The sequence below is a fragment of the Hymenobacter bucti genome (assembly GCF_042681145.1).
In the GTDB taxonomy this organism is placed as follows: Bacteria; Bacteroidota; Bacteroidia; order Cytophagales; family Hymenobacteraceae; genus Hymenobacter; species Hymenobacter bucti.
This window is the reverse complement of the sequence record NZ_JBHUFD010000018.1, coordinates 843,821-865,367: the sequence shown is the minus strand read 5'-3', so window position 1 is coordinate 865,367 and position 21,547 is coordinate 843,821. Positions and strand designations below refer to the sequence as shown.

13 protein-coding genes are annotated in these 21,547 nt (G+C 63.8%); 3 read left to right on the top strand and 10 right to left on the bottom strand.

Features of this window, described 5'->3' with window-relative positions:
• Positions 1-29: 29 nt before the first annotated feature.
• The 6 genes from ACFSDX_RS22650 to ACFSDX_RS22625 all read right to left on the bottom strand — a co-directional run bounded on the left by ACFSDX_RS22650 (position 30) and on the right by ACFSDX_RS22625 (position 11,757).
• Entirely contained in the window at positions 30-3,026 is a 2,997-nt protein-coding gene (locus ACFSDX_RS22650; RefSeq protein WP_382317770.1) for a glycoside hydrolase family 2 protein, read from the bottom strand.
• Positions 3,027-3,193: 167 nt separating this feature from the next.
• Positions 3,194-4,270 (bottom strand): PLP-dependent cysteine synthase family protein, encoded by a 1,077-nt coding sequence (locus tag ACFSDX_RS22645; protein ID WP_382317768.1) that lies wholly within the window; start codon positions 4,268-4,270, stop codon positions 3,194-3,196.
• An 87-nt stretch (positions 4,271-4,357) separates the two neighbouring features.
• Complete coding sequence (locus ACFSDX_RS22640) at positions 4,358-5,515, bottom strand: redoxin domain-containing protein (protein ID WP_382317766.1); 1,158 nt, start codon at positions 5,513-5,515, stop codon at positions 4,358-4,360.
• Positions 5,516-5,713: 198 nt separating this feature from the next.
• A complete protein-coding gene (locus tag ACFSDX_RS22635; protein ID WP_382317764.1) occupies positions 5,714-7,120 on the bottom strand; it encodes a RagB/SusD family nutrient uptake outer membrane protein in 1,407 nt (468 codons plus the stop codon).
• A gap of 26 nt (positions 7,121-7,146) precedes the next feature.
• Positions 7,147-10,455 (bottom strand): TonB-dependent receptor, encoded by a 3,309-nt coding sequence (locus ACFSDX_RS22630; RefSeq protein ID WP_382317762.1) that lies wholly within the window; start codon positions 10,453-10,455, stop codon positions 7,147-7,149.
• 150 nt (positions 10,456-10,605) lie between these two features.
• Positions 10,606-11,757 (bottom strand): FecR family protein, encoded by a 1,152-nt coding sequence (locus tag ACFSDX_RS22625; protein ID WP_382317760.1) that lies wholly within the window; start codon positions 11,755-11,757, stop codon positions 10,606-10,608.
• 208 nt (positions 11,758-11,965) lie between these two features.
• Between ACFSDX_RS22625 and ACFSDX_RS22620 the strand changes: the two genes are divergently transcribed.
• On the top strand, positions 11,966-12,538 hold the full coding sequence (locus ACFSDX_RS22620) for a sigma-70 family RNA polymerase sigma factor (RefSeq protein WP_382317758.1): 573 nt from the start codon (positions 11,966-11,968) through the stop codon (positions 12,536-12,538).
• 181 nt (positions 12,539-12,719) lie between these two features.
• On the opposite strand, the gene ACFSDX_RS22615 is transcribed toward ACFSDX_RS22620, so the two are convergent.
• The 3 genes from ACFSDX_RS22615 to ACFSDX_RS22605 all read right to left on the bottom strand — a co-directional run bounded on the left by ACFSDX_RS22615 (position 12,720) and on the right by ACFSDX_RS22605 (position 18,685).
• Positions 12,720-14,222 carry a RagB/SusD family nutrient uptake outer membrane protein gene (locus tag ACFSDX_RS22615; RefSeq protein WP_382317757.1) on the bottom strand — a complete coding sequence of 501 codons (1,503 nt, stop codon included), beginning with the start codon at positions 14,220-14,222 and terminating at the stop codon, positions 12,720-12,722.
• A gap of 8 nt (positions 14,223-14,230) precedes the next feature.
• On the bottom strand, positions 14,231-17,446 hold the full coding sequence (locus tag ACFSDX_RS22610) for a SusC/RagA family TonB-linked outer membrane protein (RefSeq protein ID WP_382317755.1): 3,216 nt from the start codon (positions 17,444-17,446) through the stop codon (positions 14,231-14,233).
• A gap of 156 nt (positions 17,447-17,602) precedes the next feature.
• Positions 17,603-18,685 carry a glycoside hydrolase family protein gene (locus ACFSDX_RS22605; RefSeq protein WP_382317753.1) on the bottom strand — a complete coding sequence of 361 codons (1,083 nt, stop codon included), beginning with the start codon at positions 18,683-18,685 and terminating at the stop codon, positions 17,603-17,605.
• A 224-nt stretch (positions 18,686-18,909) separates the two neighbouring features.
• Between ACFSDX_RS22605 and ACFSDX_RS22600 the strand changes: the two genes are divergently transcribed.
• On the top strand, positions 18,910-19,743 hold the full coding sequence (locus ACFSDX_RS22600; RefSeq protein WP_382317751.1) for a helix-turn-helix domain-containing protein: 834 nt from the start codon (positions 18,910-18,912) through the stop codon (positions 19,741-19,743).
• Between the two features lie 105 nt (positions 19,744-19,848).
• A complete protein-coding gene (locus ACFSDX_RS22595) occupies positions 19,849-20,586 on the top strand; it encodes an SDR family oxidoreductase (RefSeq protein WP_382317749.1) in 738 nt (245 codons plus the stop codon).
• Between the two features lie 63 nt (positions 20,587-20,649).
• Here the strand turns inward: ACFSDX_RS22595 and ACFSDX_RS22590 are convergent, their stop codons facing one another.
• The gene (locus tag ACFSDX_RS22590) at positions 20,650-21,468 is read right to left on the bottom strand and encodes a rhamnogalacturonan acetylesterase (protein WP_382317747.1); all 819 of its coding nucleotides are present in this window, start codon (positions 21,466-21,468) and stop codon (positions 20,650-20,652) included.
• Positions 21,469-21,547 lie beyond the last annotated feature (79 nt).

Sequence of the window (21,547 nt, the reverse complement as noted above, 5' to 3'; positions counted from 1 at the left end):
AACAATTTATTTAGACGCATGAGGTAGGATTAAGGCGTGGGCGCTACCGCTGCTTTTTCATAAATCTCCACTTCCACCAGCCCCAGCGTGCCGGCTGGGCCGGGCTGGTCGGTGGCGGCGGTGGGCACCTTCGGCGTTTCTAGCTCCGTGATGTTGAAGGCGTCTTTAGCCTGGGTGGCCCCTACTAATTCGATGCGCAGTACCTGCCCGGTGCGCGGCGGAAAAACGGCCGTGAAATACCCTAGGCTGCGCGCGGTGGTACCTCGAAACACCTCCTGCCCATCCACCAAAATGCGGAGGGGGTAGGTGCTGGTGCGCCAGCCCGTTAGCTTGAGGGCCACTTCGCTGATGGGTGCGGGGCGCGCCAGCGCGTACTCAATCCAGGGCTTGGCTTCCTGCTTTGCGCTTATCCATTCGGATAGCTCGTTGTCGTCAAAACTGAACGCGGCGTTGGCCGCGTTAGAGCTGGTCGTCACGCTTTTGACCGGTACCGCCACCCGCGACGCTATGAACGACGGCCCCGCCGGCGTGGGCCCACGCTGCAAGCTCACCGGCAGGTCGTGGCCCGGCAGCTGGGTAGCGAGGCCATCGCGCACCGCTATCGGCTGCGATTTGAGGCTAATGGCGGCTGACTTAAGCCCCTCGGCGGTGGCGGTAAGGGTGATTTTGCCGGCCTGCATGGTGCTGCGCACGAGCACGCGGTTCACGCCGCCTTCCACGGGCAAACTCTTCGCCAATATGTAGTTGCCCGGCCCCTGGGCCAAGCCGCCGCGCCACTCGGCCGGGCCGCTGAGCGCGAAGCTGACCATATTTAGGGCCGTGGGACAACGGCGGCCCTGCGCATCCACGGCCTCGACTTGCACCAGGGCGAGGTCGGCGCCGTCGGCGCGCAGGCCGCTAGGGCTAGTAGTCGGCGTGAGGCGCAGGGCCACGGCGGGGCCGGCAGTTTGGTGCTCGGCTTCGCTGAGCTTGTGGCCCGCCGCGTCGTAGCTCACAGCGCGCAGCGTACCGGGCTGCCAGGCTATGTCTTTGAAGGTAAATAGGAAACGGTAATTCTGCTGCCCAAATCCCAGCGACTTCCCATTAAGAAACAGCTCGACCTTTTCGCCGTTCGACACCACTTCCACGTTCTTCACTACCCCCGCCGCGTAGTTCCAGTGGCCGATGAGGTGGGTGCGGGCGTGCTCGGGCTCGACCCAGCCATCCCACATCACCTGGTGAGCGTAGTAGCCGTCTTTGGCGATGCGCAGGGCATCGACCTCGCCGCTACGGCGGTAGTTTTCTTCGCCCCGGTAGTGGGTGTTGGTATCCGAAAACACGATGTTGACGCCGCCCGCGCTGCTGCGGGTGCCGGTGCCGGGCCGCTCGCGCCAGTAATCGTACCAGCGGATGACGTCTTCGCGGGCTTGCGAGTCCTGGTTGCGGTTGTATTCGGCGGCGTTGGCGCCTTTGTAGGGCGGGCCGGCGCCGTCCTTGTGGTAGGGCGGCGAGAGTTCGTCCCAGTACTTGCGCAGGGCTTCGTCGCGCGAGTACTCCATGGCCCACAGCGGTTTGCCGGCGCTTTTATTGATGTAGAGCATCTCGCCGCCGTACTCGGCCTGCGCGATGTCGAGCATCTCGCGCGAGCCGATGGCCCGGCCGCCGTGCGGGTCGTACTGGTCCCGAATAGCCTTCAATTCCTGCATGTGGGCAGCGCTGATGCTCTCGTTGCCGCCCTCATAAAACAGGATGCTCGGGTTGTTGCGGTTGTAGATGATGGCGTCGCGCATCAGCTCCAAGCGCTGGCCCCAGCGGCGGTCGCTCACGTCCTTTTCGGCGTCGCCGGCGGGCATGGCCTGGGGCAGCCCCACCCTATCGCAGCTCTCGATATCCTGCTTCCAGGGCGTCACGTGCATCCAGCGCACCAGGTTGGCGTTACCGCTCACCATCAGACCGTTGCTGTAGTCCGAGAGCCAGGCGGGCACCCCTAGGCCCACGGCGGGCCACTCGTTGCTAGTGCGCTGGGCGTAGCCGTGCACTTGCAGCGCGCGGTCATTGAGCTTGATGAGGCCGCCCGCAAACTCCGTTTTGCGGAAGCCGGTGCGGGTTTGCACTTCGTCCACTACTTTGTTATCAATCAACAACCTAGTCGAAACGGTGTACAGGTAGCCGTAGCCCCAGCTCCAAAAGTGTGCGTCAGTGAGGCGGCCCTGGGCGCGCACGGTGCGGGTTTCGCCGGGCTGCAAGGTCGTTGTTTCGCCCGGCAGCGTGCCCACGGTTTTGCCCGCGCCATCGGCCACGGTGGCCGCGTAGGTGAAGGTGCGGGCCGCTGCCCCCTCGTTCTTGACCTGCGCCTCGGCCACCACCGTGGCCTGGCCGTGGGCCACATCGAAGTCCTGCGCATACACGTACACGCCGGTCGTACCTAGGGCCGCAAACAGCGGCAGCGTCTGGTGCAACGGGCTCATTACGTGCAGGTACACGTTTTTGGGGATGCCGCCGTAGTTGGCGTTGAAGTTGCGGTTACTCCACTGGTAGGCCTGGCCGGTGGCCTTCTCCTTGTAGTCCCAGTCGCTGTCGGTGCGCACGGCCAGCACGTTGTCCTGACCTGCGGGATTCAGAAACGGCGTGAGGTCGTAGCCCACGGCCATCACGCCGTTTTCGTGGCGGCCCAGGGCGTGGCCGTTCAGGTAAAACTCGCCCGCCAGCCGCACGCCCTCAAACTCCACAAATACCTTTTGGCCCGCCGCGCCGGCCGGCAGCCGGAAGTGCTTGCGGTACCAGGCCACGCCGGTGCTCAGGTCTTTAATGTCCTTGCTAAAGGCCTCGTCCTCGTTCCAAGCTTGGGGCAGCGTCACGGCGCGCCAGCTTTTATCCGCGAAGCCGGGGGCGGCGGCGCCGGCCGGGTCGCCGACCAGCACGCGCCAGCCAGGGTTGAAATTGTACTGCGCTCGGGCCGGAGCCGGGGCCGCCGCCACCGGGGCCAGGCTACCCAGCCACAGCAGCCAACCTAGGCTGCGCCAGCGGCAAAGAAGGGACGAACTCATACGCAGCAGGGTGGGAAGGGGTAGGCGAAGAACGCGCCCTCGGCGGCGGCCACTCTCCTGTACTGTGCGGGTGGCCCAGTCACCAAGCCACAGGCCGGCTTCCGACGAGGTGCTCTCGTTGAAAACCGGCCTGTGGCCTGGCGGCTACGCCAAATTTTAGCGGCTCGCTACTCGCCCACGTGCACGTAGGGCGAAGCCATGCGACTGATGGGCTGGTAGTCGGTGAAGTCTATGTCGGGCGACAGGTAGCCGGCGCGCACGGGCTCCTCGCGCAGCAGGTCGGTGCTGAGATACTTCTTGTTGCTGTCGCAGAGCAGCGTCACCACGGTGGCGTCGGGGCCCAGCTCGGCGGCCAGGCGGATGGCCCCGATGACGTTGGCGCCCGACGAGATGCCCACCGCCAGCCCCAGTTGGGTGGCCAGCTTTTGGGCCACCAAGATAGCGTCGCCATCCGAAGCCTGCACCACGGCGTCGAGCTCGTCAAGCTTCACGATGGCGGGGATAAACTCATCCGAAATGCCCTGGATGCGGTGCGAGCCCACCTTGTGACCGGTGGTGAGAGTCGGCGACTCGGCCGGCTCCAGGGGGTGAATGCGCACGCCCGGAAACTGCGCCTTAAGGTAGTGCCCGGTGCCCATAACGGTGCCGCCCGTGCCCACGCCCGCCACAAACGCATCGGGGCGCCGGCCCACGCTGGCCAGCTGGGCCGCGATTTCGGGGCCCGTGGTGCGGGCGTGCGCCTCGGCGTTGTAGCAATTCTCAAACTGCTGGGTCAGGAAGACGCGGCCATCGGCGGCGGCCATTTCCTCCGAGAGCTTGATGCTACCGAGGAAGCCGCCCTGCGCCTTGCTGATGAGCGTGACCTCGGCCCCGAGCGAGCGGATGATGTCAATGCGCTCGCGGCTGAGCCAGTCGGGCATCAGGATGCGCACGGGGTGCCCTAGGGCCTTGCCGATGGCCGCAAACGCAATGCCCGTGTTGCCGCTGGTAGCCTCCACAATGGTATCGCCGGGCTGAATTTTGCCCTGCTCGTAGGCCTGCTGCAAGATGTAGAGCGCCATCCGGTCCTTGAGGCTGCCGGTGAGGTTGTAGTGCTCGCACTTGACGAAAATGCGGCCCGGCTGGCCTTTGTAAGTGTAATGCAGCGCCAGCATGGGCGTATTGCCCACGAGGTGCCAGAGATGGGCAAACTTATTGGTAACGGCCGAGGGCAAGGGCGCACCAGCTACAACGTCTTGATACATGGTATAGATTAAAATGAGGAGCTACCTAGGGAGTCGTTGCTTACGGTCGTTCGCAACCGTATGCAACGACTCCCTAGGTAAGCGCTGCTATTTGGCTGCAAATAACTGAGCTAATTTGGCTTGCAGCTCCTCCCCGCGCAGATTCTTCGCAATTACTTTGCCCTGCGGGTCCACCAAAAAATTCTGGGGCACGGCCGCAATGCCGTATTGCAGGGCCACGGCGTTCTTCCAACCTTGCAGGTCGGAGAGTTGAGTCCAGGCTAGGCCGTCGGTTTCGATTGCTTTCAGCCAAGGTTCTTTTTTGGCGTCGAGCGACACGCCCACTACCTCAAAGCCTTGGCCGTGGTACTTGCTGTACATGGCTACTACGTTGGGATTTTCCTTGCGGCAGGGGCCGCACCAGCTAGCCCAGAAGTCCACCAGCACGTATTTGCCGCGGAAATCACTCAGCTTCACTTGCTTGCCAGTGGCATCGGCCTGGGCAAACTCGGGCTTGGTACCGATGGCCGTTTTGTCCCAGGTAGTCATAAACTTGCTGACGCTGCGGCCCGGCGCCGAGGCTTTGGCCGCGGGGCCCAGCTGCTTATAGAGCTTGCTGGCTTCGTCATAGTCGGGGAAATCGACGAAGCGCCACTGAATTACCGAGGCCGCCACCAGCGAATTGGGGTGCGCCTGCACGTAGGCTTCGGCCACTTGCTTCGACTCGGTACCTAGGGCCGCAAAGCGCTCGTCGGCCTCCTTGCGGGCTTCGGGCGTGGCTTCTTTGGCGCCGGCGGGCGTGGCCTTGGCCAGCATCTCGTAGATGGGGCCGGCCTTCTGGGTGATGGCCCGCCACTGCGCGTCGTAGCTGGCGTACTCGTCCTGCGTGGCCGAGCCCTTAATCACGGCCGGGGCCTTGGCATCGGCGGGCAGCTGCACGGCTACGGGGCGGTTTTCGAGGAAGAAACCGGCGTAGCGCTTGGCGGCCGGCACCTGCACCGCTACCCAGCTAGGCTCGACCAGCCGGCCCCGGAAGGCGAAGTGGCCACCCTGCACGGTGGTGGAGTCTTTGTAGCTCGTCTTGTCATCTTGGCGGTTCAGGTACACCTTGGTGCCGTCGGGGGCGGCTACCTCACCTTGCAGGGCGTAGCCGGGGGCGGCCGGCTTGGGGCGGGCGGCGGGCGTTTTTTTCTGGGCAGCGGCCGGGCCGGCGGCGAGCAGGGCTGTGCTCAGTAGCAAACCGGTTAGGTTACGGGAATAGGTCATGGTTGGGGAGATAAAAGGGCCGGGTGGCGTAGGGTAAATGGAAGCCGAAGTATCACGCTGTTTCGCATTCAGGACTCTCGCGAAAAGCGACTGTCCTTGCGAGCGCAGCGAAGCAATCGCATCATAACGAGCCGCGCAGGTGCGATTGCTTCGCTATGCTCGCAATGACAGCCGCTTTCTAAACAATACCTAACATAGCTAATAACCAAGGTTCTGCGTCAGGACCGGGTTGGCGAGTAATTGCGTAGCCGGGATGGGCCACACGTTGTCGTTGGCATCCCAGGTGGTGCCTTTGTAGGGACTTAGGACCGCAGCCACGCGGCCCGTGCGGATGAGGTCAAACCAGCGGTGGCCGTACTCGGTGAAGAGTTCCAGCCGGCGCTCGTTTTCCACGGCCAGCAAGGCATCGGCCGAACCTAGGGTAGTAGCGAGGGCGGTGGCGCCGGCGCGGGCGCGCACTGCATTCAGGTCAGCGATGCCGCTGGCGATGTTGCCCTGCCGGATGCGCGCCTCTGCCCGGATGAGGTACTGCTCGGCCAGGCGCAGCGCCACGCTATATTCGGTGGTGGCGCCGGCATTGGGCGTGGCCACGCGCTGCTGGTATTTAAGGGGGTAGCGGTAGGTGGTGCCGGCCACGGTGTAGGAGCTGGCCCAGGTGGTGCGGCGGTTGTCGGGCGTGCCGAAGGCGTTGTACAACGTATTGGTCAGCTGGTAGGTAGCAGTGGGGGCCACCGTCAGCGAAGCCGGCACAAAGTAGCCGGCCTCGTAGGTATTGGTCGAGATGGTGCCCGCGCGGCGCACCTGCCAGATGGCTTCCAGGCTGCTGGCCAAAAACGCTAGGTTCAGCGCCGGCAAGGTGTAGATGCCCGTCTGGGCCAGCACGGCGGTGGCCTGGGTTTCGGCGGCGGCCCAGTTTTGCTGGTAGAGGTACACGCGGGCCAGCAGCGCCGTGGCGGCGGCCTGGTTGGCGCGGGTGCGCTCGTTAGCCACGGGATAGGCAGCGGGCAGCAGCTTTTGGGCATCAAGCAGGTCGAGCACCACCTGGGCGTACACGTCGGCCTTGGGGGCGCGGGGCAGCGCGCCGCTCACCGTGTAGTCAGGGTTGAGCACCAGCGGCACATCACCAAATATATTGGTGAGATAGAAGTAGTTGAAGGCCCGCAAAAACTTGGCTTCGCCCAGCAGCTGGGTCCGCAGGCTGGCCGTGAGCGTGGTGCTGCCCGTGAGGCCGGCCACCGCCGTGTTGCACTGGTAGATGTTGGTGTAGGCCTGGCTCCAGAGCAGGCTGGGGCCGTTGCCGGCCGGGTTTACCTGGTTCAGGCGGTACTCGTCGAAGGTGGTGCTAGCGTAGAGCAGCTCATCGGCGGCCAGCCCTAGGAAGGTCGAAAGGGCCGCGTCGTTAGCGATGCCCGGAATATTGGTGCCCCGCGAGGTGAGGCCGATGTAAATGCCAAGCACGGCCGCCGTAGCCGAGGCATCGGCCGCGTACACGTTGGTGTCCACGACCTGGGTCGGCGGCGGGCCCACGTCCAGGAAATTGCACGAAGCCAAGCTCAGCAGGGCCGGCACTACCAGCCGGCGCGAAAAACGGGTAAGGGATTGCATGAGATAAGTAAAATCTTAGCCAACAATTAGATAGACACCTGGAGGCCGCCCGTGAGCAAGCGCATGGGCGGCAGCGCGAAGAGCGGCACCTCGGGGTCGAAGCCGTTGTAGCGGGTGATGGTGAACAGGTTCTGGCCCTGCACGTAGAAGCGCACGCCCTGCAGGTGCAGCCCCTGCACGGTGGCGCCGGGCAGCGAGTAGCTCAGCGACAGCGTTTTGAGGCGGATAAACGAGGCGTCGCCGAACACCGTGGGCGAGTTGGTGTAGTTGAAATACGTGCTGTAGGCGGTGCCGAACGACGAGGTAGCCTTCGGAATGTCGGTCACGTCGCCGGGCTTTTGCCAGCGGCGCAGCGCGTCGGTCGTCCAGTTGCTCAAGCCCTGGCCGGGAGGCCCCTGAGGCACGTAGCTCTTGGCCGTTTGCTTGGTGAACTGGAGGAAGAAATCGAGGCTGAAACCTTTGTAGGAGAAGCTGTTTTGCAGGCCGCCGTAGTACTTGGGGTAGCCGTTGGTGCGCACCTGCGTCGAGAGCGCGGGGTTGGAGGTGAACAGGCCGGTGGGGCTCACGTAGGCGCCGCTGGCCTGGCCAGTGCCCGGGTCGATGCCGGTGTAGTTGTAGAAGCGGGTCAGGGTCGTGGACTCGCCCAGCAGGAACTGGCCCGCGTAGGCCGAGGCCGCGAGGTTCGGGAACTCCAGCAGCTCGTTGCGGGGCACGGTGAGCGTGGCGGCCGAGGTCCAGGTGAAGGTACCGGTTTGCACGTTGGTCGTGTTCAGGCTAAACTCGAAGCCCCGGTTCAGGACCACGGCCGGGAAGTTGGCGGTGATGCTCGAAAAGCCCGTTTGGCTCGGAATGGCGAAGCCCACCAGCTGATTATCCGAGATGCTACGGTAGTAATCGGCCGTGAGCAAAATTCGGTTTTTGAGAAAGCCCAGCTCGATGGCGAGGTCGAGCTTTTTCACATTTTCCCAGCGGAAATCAGTGTTACCCAGCCGGGTCGGCACCAGGCCCAGCAGCGCGCCGTAGGCTTGGCGGCCCGTCGATTGCAGCGTGGAGAGGTAGTCGTAGTAGCCGGCGGTACCCAGGTCGTTGCCCGTGATGCCGTAGCTAGCCCGCAGTTTGCCGAAGCTGAGCGCCGGCAGCGTATTCTTGATAAACTCCTCCTCCGAAAACACCCAGGCCGCGCCGCCCGCGCCGAAGTTGCCCCAGCGGTTATTAGGACCAAACTTGGACGACCCATCGCGCCGGAACGTGCCGTTAAGAATGTACTTACCCTTGTAGTTGTAGTTGAGGCGCCCAAAAACCGACTCGTAGCGGTAGCGGAAGGCGTTGTCGGTGTAGTAGGTTTTGGTGCTGGCGGCGGTCAGGTTTTGGAGTACCGCATCGCTGATGTAGTCGGTGGCCGCCACGTAGAGCTGGTCGGTGGCCGTTTCCTGAAACGTGCCGCCGGCCAGCGCTTGCAGTTCGCCCTCCCCGATTTTGCGGTTGTAGGTCAGCTGCGGCTCAGCGATGTAGGTGGTGGTGGCGGCGTTGGCAAACTCGGCCGAGGCCTTCACCGCCCCATCGAATGGGCTGACGGCCGCGGCGGGCCTAGGGCTGAACTGGTCCATAGTCAGCCGGTTGAGGCCGGCGCTCACCTTGGCCGCCAGGCCCGGCAAGATGGTGTAGCTCACGGCCAGGTCGCCGAGCAGGTTGCGGCTCGTGTTAGTGATGCCGCGCAGGGCCAGGGCGTAGGGGTTGGTGAGGCCCGATACGAAGTTGAACGTGCCGTCGTCCTTATAGGGGTTATAGTTGGGCGGCAGCGTAATAAGCGTCGTGAAGTCCTGCGCCGCCTGCCGGTTGCTGGTTTGCACGTAGCCCATGGAGGCATCGAGGTGCAGGCGCCCGTTGGCCGACGCCTGGTTGATGGCCACGCGGCCGTTGTAGCGGTTGCTGGCGTAGTCGCCCAAGTAGATGCTACCCTGGTGGCGGTAGCCGCCGGTGAGGGCGATGCGTGTGAGCGGCGTGCCGGCCGTGTAGCTGGCCTGCGCATCAGTCACGGCCGCCGTGCCGCCAATCAGCGTTTTCTGCCAGTCGGTGTAGCGAGTTTGGTCGAAGGAAACGAGGTCGGGCGCGTTGCTGGCCGTGGGCGTAATGCCATCATTAGCAAAGGCTTCGCGGCGCAGAGCTAGGTACTGGTCGGTGTTGAGAAAATCGACGAGGCGGGTGGCCCGGCCGGCGCCGGTGTACACGTTCACGTCGAGCTTGCCCTGGCCGGTTTTGGCCTTTTTGGTCGTGATGAGCACCACGCCGTTGGCTCCGCGCGAGCCGTAGATGGCGGTGGCGTCGGCGTCCTTCAGCACGTCGATGCTGGCAATGTCGGCGGGGTTAATGCTGTTGAGCGGGCTGTCGTAGCTGCCATTCTGGGCGAATGCGCCAAAGGCGGCGAAGCTGTTGAGCCCGCTGGCCGCATAGGGCACGCCATCGACCACGTACAGCGGCTGGTTACCCCCTAGGAGCGAGTTTTGGCCCCGAATCTGCACGTTCATCGTGGAGCCGCCGAAGCCGGTGGAGGGCGTCACGAGCACGCCCGCCAGGCGGCCCTGCAAGGCCTCGATGGGGTTGCTAACCGGCTGCTGGGCAATAGTTTTAGCGTCAATGGTAGCCACCGAGCCGGTGTTTTCGCGCTGGGTGGTGGTACCGTAGGCCACTACCACCACGTCGTCGAGCTTGCTCACGCCGCGCCGGAGCTGCACGGCAATGCTCGTTTGGCCATTCAGGGGTACTTCCTGGGCCTCGTAACCCACGTAGCTGAATATTAGCACCACGTCGGGGCTGGCCACCGTCAGGTTGTAGTGGCCGTTGGCGTCGGTGGCGGTGGAGGGCGTCAGCGCGCTGGCCGATTTCACGCGCACCGTCACGCCCGGAATAGGCTCGTCGTTTTCGTCGCGCACGATGCCCGTAATCTGAATGGGCGCCAGTACCGCCGCCCGGCTGGCCGGCTTCTGCTTGACAATAATCGACTTATCCTCAATAGTGTACGTGAGCGCCTGGCCGGCAAAAATCTGGTTCAGCGCCTCGGTAAGGGTAGCGTGCTGCAAGTTGAGCGTCACGGGCCGGGCGGCCTGCACCATCTGGGTATTATATAGAAAGGTGTAGCCGCTCTGCTGCTCTATTTTGCGCAGCGCTTGGCTCAGCGGCACGTTGCGCTCCACGAGCGTGATGGTTTGGGCGGGCGTGGCCGCCTGGGCATACGAGGCGGTGTGTAGCTGCCCGGCGCCGAGCAGCAGGCCCACGGCAGTGGCCTTCGACAGGCGCCCCAGGGGCCGCCCGGCGCCCAGGCCCAACTGAGAAAGCAAAAGGGTAGAATTCCTCATCGTCAACGGTTTGGTGAAAAAAGCAGAAAGGATAGCAAGAATCAGCTGCGCCCTGGCGGAAACCAGGCGCAACCCGGCCCTAGGTAGGGCGGCGGGCAAACGAGGGTGGGAAAGGGGTAGGTAGAGCGCTACCTAGGGCTGCACCGTGATGCGGCGGCCCTCGGTGATAAAGTGCACGGCGCCGGTTAGCTCGAGCACGCGCAGCACGTCGGCCGCGTCTTTGTAGCGGGATATTTTCCCGTTAAAATCCTTGTTGGTCAGCGTGCTTGGACATCGCACGTCCACATCGTACCAACGGCTCACTTGGCGCATAATGGCCTCGATGGGCTCGTCGTTGAACACGAAGTAGCCGTTTTTCCAGGCCACGGCGTGCTGCACATCCACCTCCCGCACCTGGATGGTGCCATCGGGCCGGGGCCGCGCCTGCTGGCCCGGCCGCAGCAGCGCCTGCTGCGCGCCCAGGTTCAGGCGCACGGCGCCTTCGAGCAGCGTGGCGGCCAGGGCGGGCTCGTCGTCGTAGGCCTGCACGTTGAAATGGGTACCTAGGACCGTAATCTCGGTGCCGCGGGCGGCTACTTTAAAAGGATGCCGGGCATCCTTGGCCACTTCAAAATACGCTTCTCCGGTCAGCTCCACGCGCCGCTCGGCCCCAGTAAAGGCTACTGGGAAACGCAGCGACGAGGCCGCATTCAGCCACACCTGGCTGCCATCGGGCAGGGTGAGCTGGTACTGGCCACCGCGCGGGGTGGCCACCGTGTTATAGAGCAGGGGCTGGTTAGCGGCGAGGGTGCCAGCCGCGTAACTCAGCTGGCCATCAGCCGTTTTTTGCACCTGGCTGCCGCCCTGCCGGGCCAGCATACCTAGGTGGGCTTGGTCGAGCAGCACGGTCGAGCCATCGGCCAGCGTAAGCACGGCCTGGTTGCGGCCGGGGCGCAGGGCCACCGGCGCGGCCGGGCGGGCGGCGGGCCGCCGCACCACAGCGGGCGCCGCGCGGTGCTGCCAGTTCCAATACCCCCCTACCCCAGCCACCAGCAACACCACAAAAGCCAGTAGCGCGGCCCACGACGGGCGCCGCCGGCGGGCGGGTGCGGGCACGCCACTCCGGCGCAGGCGCTGGAAGATAGCGGCTTGCGTAGCCGCTTCGTCACCGTGCTCGACCTCCTGCCAAGGCAGGTCGGGCAGGTCGGCGGCCCCTAGGTACGCTTCAAAGCGGGCCCGCTCGGCGGGCGTGGCCGTGCCGGCTTGGTGCTTTTCGTACAGGTCTAGGTAGGCTTCCTCGGTCATGGGGCGGCGCGTCTACCTAGAAAGAGTAGTTTTCGGCCCCCAACACACACACTTGAGGTAAAGAAAAGGTAATTATTTTTTCACAAGCCCCTAACTCAGTAATTTGCAGCGTCTAATTTTTACTTGTCAGCTTTATATTTAGAGAACCGAGTTGTTCGTTTTTTAGCGGCCAGGCTCGGTTTCCGGCTCACCCCCGCCCTCGCCCGTCATGCCCATTCCGGATGCTGCTTTGTGGGAAGCCATTCAGGCCGATGATACGTCGGCCTTCGCGACGCTCTACGAGCGATACTGGCGGCGCCTGTTCACGGCCGCCTACGACCGCCTGCCCGACCGCGAGGCCTGCGAGGAAATCGTGCACGACATCTTCCTGACGCTCTGGACCGAGCGGGCGCGCTTGCAGATTCAGGCCTTCCCGGCCTACCTAGGGGCGGCCGTGCGCTACCAGGCGGCGCGCCACCAGCGGGCCCTTAGCACCAGCCCGCTGCGCTACGCCGACGCCCTCGACACCCTGAGCACCGCTGCTGACTACAACCACGGCGAAACCCAGCTGCTGGGCCTCGACCTGGAGCAGCGCCTGGCCACCGCCCTCGGCCAGCTGCCCCAGCGCTGCCAGGAAATCTTCCTGCTCAGCCGCATGCAGCACTTTTCCAACGATGAGATTGCCGAGCGCCTGCACATCTCGCGCCGCTCAGTGGAGAACCAGCTCACTACGGCGCTGCGGCATTTGCGCCTCACACTCAAGTGCATGGGCGTGGTGTGGCTGGTGCTGCACGTGGGGTAACAGACGCTTTGTGCAAAAAGGGGTAGGGTGCGGGGCTTGCCCCGCCCGGCGTTGCTAAGTAGTCGACTAGCGCAACAACGCCGGGCGGGGGCAAGCCCCGCACCCCACTGCCTGACGAGGATAAACAAAAGCGGCCGCCCTAGGTAGGGCGGCCGCTTTTGTTATAGGCTGAGGTGCCAGACTAGTAGCCCGCGTTCTGGTCGTAGAGGCCGGGGGCGGCGCTGAGTTCGTTTTGGGGCACGGGGTAGAGCAGCAGGTTGGCCGTGATGGGGCGGGTGATTTTGTTGCTCACGTCGTCTTTGGGCACCCAGGCGTTCATCACGTCCAGGGCCAGGCCCGAGCGCACGAGGTCGTTCCAGCGCAGGTTTTCGCCGGCAAACTCGCGGCGGCGCTCCTCCATGAGGGTGGGTAGGGTGAGGGTGGTGAAGGCGGGCTGGGCGGCGCGCGTGCGGATGGGCGTGAGCAGAGCGGCCGCGTCGGTGGCCGAGCCGCCGATGCCGCGCACCTGGCATTCGGCCTTCATCATCAGAATGTCGGCGTAGCGCATCACGATGAAGTTGATGGGCCAGTCGCCCCGGCCCGTACCGCGGCCGGTGGCGCTGAAATACTTCTTGTAAAACGAGCGGGTTTCGGTGATGCCCATGTAGGTGTAGCCCGTCTGGATGTTGAACGCCTTCCGGGTGTCGGTGGCCGCGTAGGAGGTGTTGACCAGGTCGTTGGAGCAGGGCTTAATTTCGACCGAGCCGGCCGTGAACGTCAGGCCATTCAGAGTGTAGTAGGTATCCGGAATTACGACGTTGGGGAACGAGCCGCCCAGGCCCAGCGACACGTTCGAAACGTACTGAATATCAAACACTACTTCGGCGTTGTTCTCGTTGTTGTACGCGAACACGTTGTTATAATTCGGCAGCACCGAGAAACGCCCGCTGCCGATGATGTCGTTGAGCAGCGGCAGCGCCTTGTCGTACTCGTTGCTGGCCAGGCCGGGGCCGTTGATACCGTAGGTGGGGCCCGAGCGGGTGAGGTAGGTGAGCGCCAGCAGGCCTTCGGCGGCGTACTTGGTGGGCCGGCCCAGGTTGGCGGCCGTGTAGGTGGCGGGCAGGTTGGCCACGGCCGTTTGCAAGTCACTCAGGATGAGCTCGTACACCTTGGTTACTTCGCTGCGCGGCGTGGCGGCCACTTCCTGCGGGCTAAGGGCTTTGTCAAGCAGCGGCACCTTGCCAAACTTCCGCACCAGGTCGAGATACATGAAGGCCCGTAGAAACTTCGCCTCGCCCTCGTAGCGAGTGCGCAGCGAGCCCGTGACGGCGCCATTGGCGGCCAGCTGGTCGAGCAGGGTATTGGCCCGGAAAATGGTCAGGTAGTCCGAAGTCCAGGCGTCGGCGACGTAGGGGTTAATGACCAGCAGCGAGGCCGAGAAGTTGTTAATGGGGTCCCAATCGCGCGAGCCGATAGCGCTGATGGCATACATGTTATCCGAGCGCGCTTCCGACAAAATCACTTCCCGGTCGGGGTAGCCGCGCAGGGTGTTGTACACGGCCGACATGGCCTGGTCGAAGTCGGTCGCGGTTCTGTAAAACGTGTCTACCGACCCGTTGGAGATGGGCACCTGGTCGAGGTCCTTTTCGCAGCCGCCCAGCGCGAGGCTGCACGCGGCCGTGATGAGTAAGAATAAACGCTTCATGGGGAATTCTAGAAAGAGAGGTTGAGGCCCAGCACCAGCGACTTAGCCAGCGGCAGCCCGCCGTAGTCGGAGCCCGACACGAAGTTGCCGGTGTTGCTGGTGTTCACGGCGTCGGGGTTCAGGCCGCCGTAGTACTTGTCGTGGCCGAAGAAGTTTTCGGCCGTCACGTAGAGGCGGGCGCCTTGCGCCACGCGCTTGTTAATGACGCGCCCTAGGTCGTAGCCCAGCGTGATGGTGCGCACCCGGAAATAATCGGACGAGTACAGCCAGTCGGTGTTGCGGATGAAGCCGAAGCTGCCGGTGGCTTTGCCCTTCACGCCGTCGCCGGGGTCTTCGGCCGAGAACCAGCGGTCGCGCACGCGCCCTAGGGCGTTTTCCTTGTAGCCCACGCTGGTGCGGTCGATGGCGCGGCCTAGGGTCGAGTAGATTTTGCCGCCGTTCTGGCCCTGCACCAAGAAGCTGAGGTCGAAGCCTTTGTAGCGCATGGTGTTGGTGATGCCCCAGGTGTACTTAGGGTTGGGCTGGCCTACTACCTGGCGGTCTTTGCTGTCGATTACGCCGTCGCCGTTGTAGTCTTCGTAGCGGGGGTCGCCGGCGGTTTGGGCGCCGAAGCGGGCCACCCTACCGTCGATGTCAGACTGGCTGAGAATACCAATCTGCTTTACCACGAAGAAGCTGTAGATGGGCAGGCCCACTTGCAGAATGTTGCTGGGCGTGTCGAGGCCGTTGGGCACTTCGATGGTGGCATCGCCGGGCCCTAGGTGCACTACTTTATTCTCGTTGTGGCTCAGGTTGAGCGAAGTAGTCCAGGAGAAAGCGCCTTGCAGGTTGCGCGACGATACTTCCAATTCCCAGCCCTTGTTCTGCACCTCGCCGATGTTGGTGAGGTAGTTGGTGTAGCCCGAGCCCGAAGGCACCGGCACGTTTAGCAGCAGGTCCTGGCTGGTTTTGGTGTAGTAATCGGCCGAGGCCGTAATGCGGTTCTGGAACAAGCCAAAATCCAGGCCCACGTCCACGGTGCGGTTGCGCTCCCACTTCAGCAGCTCGTTGGCGGCGCGGTTGGGCGCCTGGCCAGTCGATTGCACGCCGGCGTTGCCGCCGAAGGTGTAGTTGTAAAAGCCCAGCGTGGCAATGCTGCTGTAGTCGCCGATGTTGTTGTTGCCCGAGTAGCCGAGGCTGGCCCGCAGCTTCAAGTCGCTGAGCGTGTTGTTGATGGGCTCCATAAACTTCTCTTGCGAGATGCGCCAGCCCGCCGACACGGCCGGGAAGATGCCCGAGCGGTTCTCGGCCCCGAAGCGCGACGAGCCGTCGCGCCGGATGCTGGCCGAGAGCAAGTACTTGCCATCGAACGAGTACTGCAAGCGGCCGAAGTACGAGAGCAGCACGTTTTGCGCCTCCGTATTGGCCGACGACACGATGATGGCCGCGGCCCCGTTCAGGGTGGTGACGTTGTTGTTGATGTAGCCGCCCGAGGAGGACAGGCTCGCGTCATTTTCGAGCTTCGAGAAGTTGTACGACTGGCCCAGCAGCACCGTAAAGTCGCTCTTGCCCACCACTTTGCTGTAGGTAGCGGTGTTTTCGTTGGTGAAGGTGCGGCGGTGGTAGGCGCTGTAGGAGCCCGTGGCCAGCGAGGTGGTGAGGGTGCGGGGGGGCGGCGCAAACGACTTGGAGGTCACGTCGCTGTTGTCGAGGTTCAGCGTCGAGCGCAGGCGCAGGCCGGTCACGGGCTCGTACTCGGCGTAGGCCGTGCCTAGGGTCCGAAACGTGCGGCTATCGCCCTGATACGCCTTGATAACGGAGATGGGGCTGTTCGTGGACACGCCCCAGCGGTAGGGCTCGTTTTTGCCGTAGGACGTGTTCACGCCGGCCGTATCTTCCACGATGGGCGTTTCGGAAAGCAACTGGTGAAAGCGGTTGTCCTTGCCCTCGATGCCGGGGTCCACGGAGATGGAGTAGGTCGGCGTCAGATTCAGGCCAAACTTAAACTTGTCGTTGGCCTTCACTTCCACGTTGGCACGGGCCGAGTAGCGCCGGTAGTCGGTGCCGATGGCGAAGCCCTGCTGCCGGTTGTAGTTGCCCGATACGTAGTAGTTGACGTTGGGCGTCGAGCCGGCCGCGCTCACCTGGTAGTTCTGGGTGCCCCCGGTGCGGTACAGCTGGTCCTGCCAGTCGATGTACTGCAAGCCGGGGTGGCCCTCCTGCGCCCAGCGGTCGTCGAGCATCAGGTCGGGGTTCACGTTATTGCCGGTGAGGCCCAGGATGGCGCGGCGCTGCGCGGTGGTTTGGCTGGCCGTGCGGCCGGCCGCCGAGCGCACCCAGTTGCCGTTGATAATCTCGGTGGCCCGCGAGGCCCACTCGTCGCCGCTCAGCAGGTCGAGCTTTTTAGCGGCCCGCGAAATGCCCGCGAAGGCATTGACGCTGATTTGGGCCTTGCCGCTCTTGCCGCGCTTGGTGGTGATGAGCACCACGCCGTTGGCCGCCCGCGAGCCGTAGATGGCGGCGGCGGCGGCGTCTTTCAGCACCTCAATGTTCTCAATATCATTGGGGTTGATGTTGTCGAGCGGATTGCCGGTGCTGTAGCGCCCGCCGCCGTTGGGCGCGGCCTGGTCGAGCGGGAAGCCGTCAATCACGTACAACGGCTCGCTGCCCGCCGTGATGGAGCCCGCGCCCCGCACCCGCACCGAGAAGGCGCGGCCCGGAATACCCGACGTCTGCTGCACCTGCACGCCCGCCAACTGGCCCACCAGCGCCTGGTCAACGCGGGTGATGGGGCGCTCCTCCAGCTTTTCCGCGTTGAAGGTGGCGATGGCGCCGGTGATGTCGCCGCGCTTTTGGGTGCCGTAGCCCACCACCACCACGTCGTCGAGGCTCTTCGAGTCCTCGTTCAGCTTCACGTTGATGGCGCCCGGCCCCGTGAAGTTGTGTTCCTGGGTGCTGTAGCCCACGAAGCTAAATATCAGCGTGCCCGCCTTGTCGGGCGCGTTCAGCGAGAAGCTGCCATCGGGGCCCGAGGTGGTGCCGCGAGTGGTGCCCTTGAGCACTACCGTCACGCCGGGCAGGCCTTCGCCGTTGGCCGAGGTGATGCGGCCGGTTATCGGCCATTCGGCCACGGCGCGGGGGAAGGTGGAGTGGGCCAACGCGGCCACCGGCGCCACGCCCGCCAGCAGCGCCGGCAGGCAGCACACTAGCAGCCGACGACGGGGCCAAGTGTATCGTTGTATCATGGGTAGAGGGTGGGTTTATAAAGACAGAATGGGCGAGTGAGTGATGAAAAACTCACCTTTTAGTGACCAATATTACCCGCTTGTTTCGCCGCTACTCTCCTGTAGAGTACTGGCCGGGCTAATTTTTGAGCCCTGCCAGTACCCTAGGACTCCGCGCTAGCTGATGCGCAGCACAAACGCCGAGGCCGTGCCCGCCGCCCCACCCTGCGAGGCGCCGAACAAGTACGCGGGCTGGCCGTTGCGCAGCAGCAGTTGGGGCCGCTCCAGCCGGCCGTAGCGCTTGAGATTGCTCGGGGCGGGTGGCTGCACCACGCCGTAGTCGGCCAGCGGCAGGAAAGCGATTTTGGGAAAGGTCCAGGTTTTGCCATCAACCGACTCTAGGTAGAGGCCCACGTCCTGGCTGTACACGCCCATGTCGCGGGCCAGCAGTTTGAACCGGCCGTGCTGCCGCCACACATAGGCGTCTTCAAACTGCCGGTTCTGGCCCTGGCCCGAGAAGTCGATGACCGGGTTACCGGCGTATTTCAGATAGGGCCCACCTAGGTGCTCGGCCACGGCCAGGCCGTACTTGCGGTTGCCCCGGATGGGCTGGCCCTTAGCGGCTTCGTACTCGGCGGTGTTCCACGACTTGTAGTAAAGCCAGTACTGGCCGCTGGGGTGCTTGACAAAGGCGGGGTTGGTGGTGCAGTGGTCGTCCCAGGCGCCGGCGGGGCCGGGCAATAGCAGGGGCTGGTCGGGGCGCGTCCAGGGGCCTTCGAGGGCGGGCGCGGTGGCCAGGCCAATGCGCTTGGTGTCGGTTTTGCCGTTGGAGTTGCCCATGAAAAACAGGCAGTACTGGCCATCTACCAGCTGAATGCTGGGGTTGTGGCAGGTGGTGGCGTCCCAGTAGCCGGGGCCCCTAGGTGCCAATACGGTCTCCTGCACGGCGTAAGGGCCCTCGGGGCGGTCGGCCACGGCGCGCACTATTTCGGAGCCATTCAGCCAGCCGCCCATCCCCTTTTTGGCATCCCAGCGCGAGAAAAAGACGTGCACCCGGCCATCGGGCCCGTATATGGGCGAGCTGCACCACACGTAGTAGCCGGGCAGCTCCAGCACCCGCCCCACCGGCCGCAGGTGCCGGCTGATTTTGGCAAAGTCGCGCCGCGGGTAGGCACTGGGCGGCGCGGCGGCAAAGCCGGCCCAGGCGCGGGCCAGCGGCGCCAGGGCTAGGGTAGTGAGGAAGGTGCGGCGGGTGGGCATAGGGCAGATGGAAAGCAGCCCTAAGGTGGCCCTGCTCCTGCCCGCTACTCTCCTGCACTGTGCGGGTGGGCGGGGTGGCGTCGCTAGCCTAGGTGGCCCGCTAAGCAAAGCAACTTCGGCCTTTTGAGCAAAGTGCCCCAGGGTGAGGCGGCCTACTTTTGTGCTGTCGATAAGCGCTGCCCGCTGCCGCCAACTACCTAGCAAGCAACTACCCGCAATCTGCCATGAACGTTAAGCAGCTAAACCGCCACGCGGACCTAGTAGCCGTTTGCAGCGGCGACCAGCGCTACGGAAACGAGAAAACATTCGCCGACAGCGTGCTCGTGAGCGTGCTCGCCGGCGAGCTGAAAGTGGTGCAAGCCAACCGCACGCACTACTGCGGCGCGGGCGATACGGTACTGCTGCCCCACAACCAACCCGCAACCCTGCTCAAGTACCCAAAAGACGGCCTCGCGTACCGGGCCGTGCTCCTGAGTCTACCCACGGCCCTCGTGCGGGCATATTACAGCAAGCATACCCCGGCGCCAACTCAGCCGGCGGGCCGCGGCCTGCTGCTGTTTCCGAAAAGCCCGCTGTTGCAGAGCCTCTTCGCCTCCCTGGTGCCCTACCTGGAGCTTGAACACCGCTTGCCGGAAAGCCTCGTGGCGGTGAAGATTACGGAGGTTATGGAGGTGCTGCGTAGCCTCGACCCGCGCAGCGATGGGGTACTGGCCGACTTTGCTGAGCCGGGAAAGCTGAACCTGGTCGAGTTTATGGAAGCCAACTACATGGTCAACGTGCCCTTGGCCACCTTTAGCTACCTCACCGGCCGCAGCCTTACCACCTTCAAGCGAGATTTTAAAAAAGCCTTTCAGCTGAGCCCCCAGCGCTGGCTCACGCAGCGCCGACTGGCGCTGGCGCACTACCAGCTGGCCGAGAAACGACGAAAACCCGTGGACCTGTACCTGGAGGTAGGCTTCGAGAACCTGGCGCATTTCTCCTACGCCTTCAAAAAGCAGTTTGGCTACCCTCCGACTGCCCTGGCCGGGCAAGTGCGGGGGCCCCAGCCAGCCGCCTAGGCTACCCATAACCAGTTCATTACCAATAATATTTTCCCGGCCTAATTGGCCGGCCGGCGTAGCTATGCCAGTTAGTTTACCACTCAAATACAACTAATTTCACTGATGAAATCAGCCTTGGTCACCGGTGCGAATAAGGGCATCGGCCTGGAAGTCGCCAAACTACTCGCCCAGCACGGGTTCTATGTGTACATGGGCAGCCGCACCCTCGAAAACGGGCAAGCCGCCGTGGCGCAGCTCAACGCCGCCGGGCTCACGAACCTCGAAGCCGTGCTGCTAGACGTTACCCAGCCCGCTTCCGTTCGGGCGGCCCGGGCGGCGATTGGTGAGAAAACGCCGGCCTTGGACGTGCTGGTCAACAACGCCGGCATTTCGGGCGGCATGTCTCAATCGGCCCGGCACGCCACCCCAGAGCAGTTCCGGGCCGTGTTCGAAACCAACGTATTCGGCGTGGCCAGCGTCACGCAGGCCTTTCTCGACCTGCTGGAGAAATCGCCGCAGCCGCGCATCGTCAACGTCAGCACGGCCATGGCCTCCCTGACGCTGTACGCCGACCTCGACAACGAGAATTTGGCCTACCGGTTTCCGGTGTACCAAGCCTCCAAAACGGCCCTGAATATGTACACCGTCAACCTGGCTTACGAGCTGCGCAACACACCTTTTAAAGTGAATGCGGTATGCCCAGGCTATACCAAAACTGACTTTACGGGCCACCAGGGCACCAGCACGACCGAAGAGGCCGGCCGGCGCCTCGTGAAGTACGCGCTGCTGGGCCCGGATGGCCCCACGGGCAAGTATTTCAGCGAAGAATACTTTCCGGCCCCGGCCACCTGCCCGTGGTGAGCCCCGGCAATGACCTAGGTGGCCTGGGCAACCCCAAGGCCCACCTAGGTCATTGGCCGTGCACTAGTTACTTGCCAGCCCTCGCAGGTACTTCTTCAGATTCAGACCTTTTGCCTGGCGAATGCCCTGGGCCACCAGCTCGGCATTGAGGCGGGCGCCGGCCTCGATGGTGTGGGTGTGGTCGGTGGCGTTGAAATACGTGCTGCGCACGGTGGCTTCGCCGGCCTGGTCGTAGCGGTCGGCGATAAGCTGGTTGAGGTCGATAAAGGTGGCGTGGCCCTGGCGGGCGGCTTCGGCGGCCCACTGGCCGTAGTCGGCGCGGTTGCGCTTGACTTTGCCGCCGGCCCACTCGTTGCGCGGAATGGGCGAGCACACGATGACGGTAGCGCCTAGGTGCTGCGCCTCGCCGATGTACTGACGCAGGTACCAGCCGTAGCTGTGCACCACTTCCTTTTGCTTGGTGAGGTAATTGTACACCTCCTGGCTTTCGTCGCCATTGCTGCGGATAGTGCCGCGCGCCCGCGTCGAGTCGGTGAGCGGACTGCTGTCGTTATGCCCAAACTGCATCAGCACGTAGTCGCCGGGCCGGATTTTAACGCGCACTTTCTCCCATAAACCCTGGGTGCGGAAGGTGCGGGTGCTGGTGCCACCGCGGGCATCGTTCTCCACCCGCAGGCGCACCGTGTCGAAGGCCGCGGGCAGGTAATTGCCCCAGCCCCAGAGGCCGCCGTCGCCCCGGCCCTGGCCGTTCTTCACCGTCGAGTCGCCGATGAGGTAGAGCGTGGGCCGGGGGGCCGGGGCGCTGCTCAGCAGCCAGCCGCTGAGCACTACTAAAGCAGCTAAGAGCGGCCAAGAACGAAATGAGGTTTGCTGGGTGGGCATGAGCCAGGCAGAGTGCGGTTTGGAAAGCAGAGTAGCGGGCAAGAGCTTACAAAAGCGACTTGCGCCGGCAAGTACGAAC

Bases quoted from the DNA above. Each gene is read 5' to 3' on its own strand.
- ACFSDX_RS22650 (WP_382317770.1), bottom strand. From the start codon at position 3,026: ATGAGTTCGTCCCTTCTTTGCCGCTGGCGCAGCCTAGGTTGGCTGCTG.
- ACFSDX_RS22645 (WP_382317768.1), bottom strand. From the start codon at position 4,270: ATGTATCAAGACGTTGTAGCTGGTGCGCCCTTGCCCTCGGCCGTTACC.
- ACFSDX_RS22640 (WP_382317766.1), bottom strand. From the start codon at position 5,515: ATGACCTATTCCCGTAACCTAACCGGTTTGCTACTGAGCACAGCCCTG.
- ACFSDX_RS22635 (WP_382317764.1), bottom strand. From the start codon at position 7,120: ATGCAATCCCTTACCCGTTTTTCGCGCCGGCTGGTAGTGCCGGCCCTG.
- ACFSDX_RS22625 (WP_382317760.1), bottom strand. From the start codon at position 11,757: ATGACCGAGGAAGCCTACCTAGACCTGTACGAAAAGCACCAAGCCGGC.
- ACFSDX_RS22620 (WP_382317758.1), top strand. From the start codon at position 11,966: ATGCCCATTCCGGATGCTGCTTTGTGGGAAGCCATTCAGGCCGATGAT.
- ACFSDX_RS22615 (WP_382317757.1), bottom strand. From the start codon at position 14,222: ATGAAGCGTTTATTCTTACTCATCACGGCCGCGTGCAGCCTCGCGCTG.
- ACFSDX_RS22610 (WP_382317755.1), bottom strand. From the start codon at position 17,446: ATGATACAACGATACACTTGGCCCCGTCGTCGGCTGCTAGTGTGCTGC.
- ACFSDX_RS22605 (WP_382317753.1), bottom strand. From the start codon at position 18,685: ATGCCCACCCGCCGCACCTTCCTCACTACCCTAGCCCTGGCGCCGCTG.
- ACFSDX_RS22600 (WP_382317751.1), top strand. From the start codon at position 18,910: ATGAACGTTAAGCAGCTAAACCGCCACGCGGACCTAGTAGCCGTTTGC.
- ACFSDX_RS22595 (WP_382317749.1), top strand. From the start codon at position 19,849: ATGAAATCAGCCTTGGTCACCGGTGCGAATAAGGGCATCGGCCTGGAA.
- ACFSDX_RS22590 (WP_382317747.1), bottom strand. From the start codon at position 21,468: ATGCCCACCCAGCAAACCTCATTTCGTTCTTGGCCGCTCTTAGCTGCT.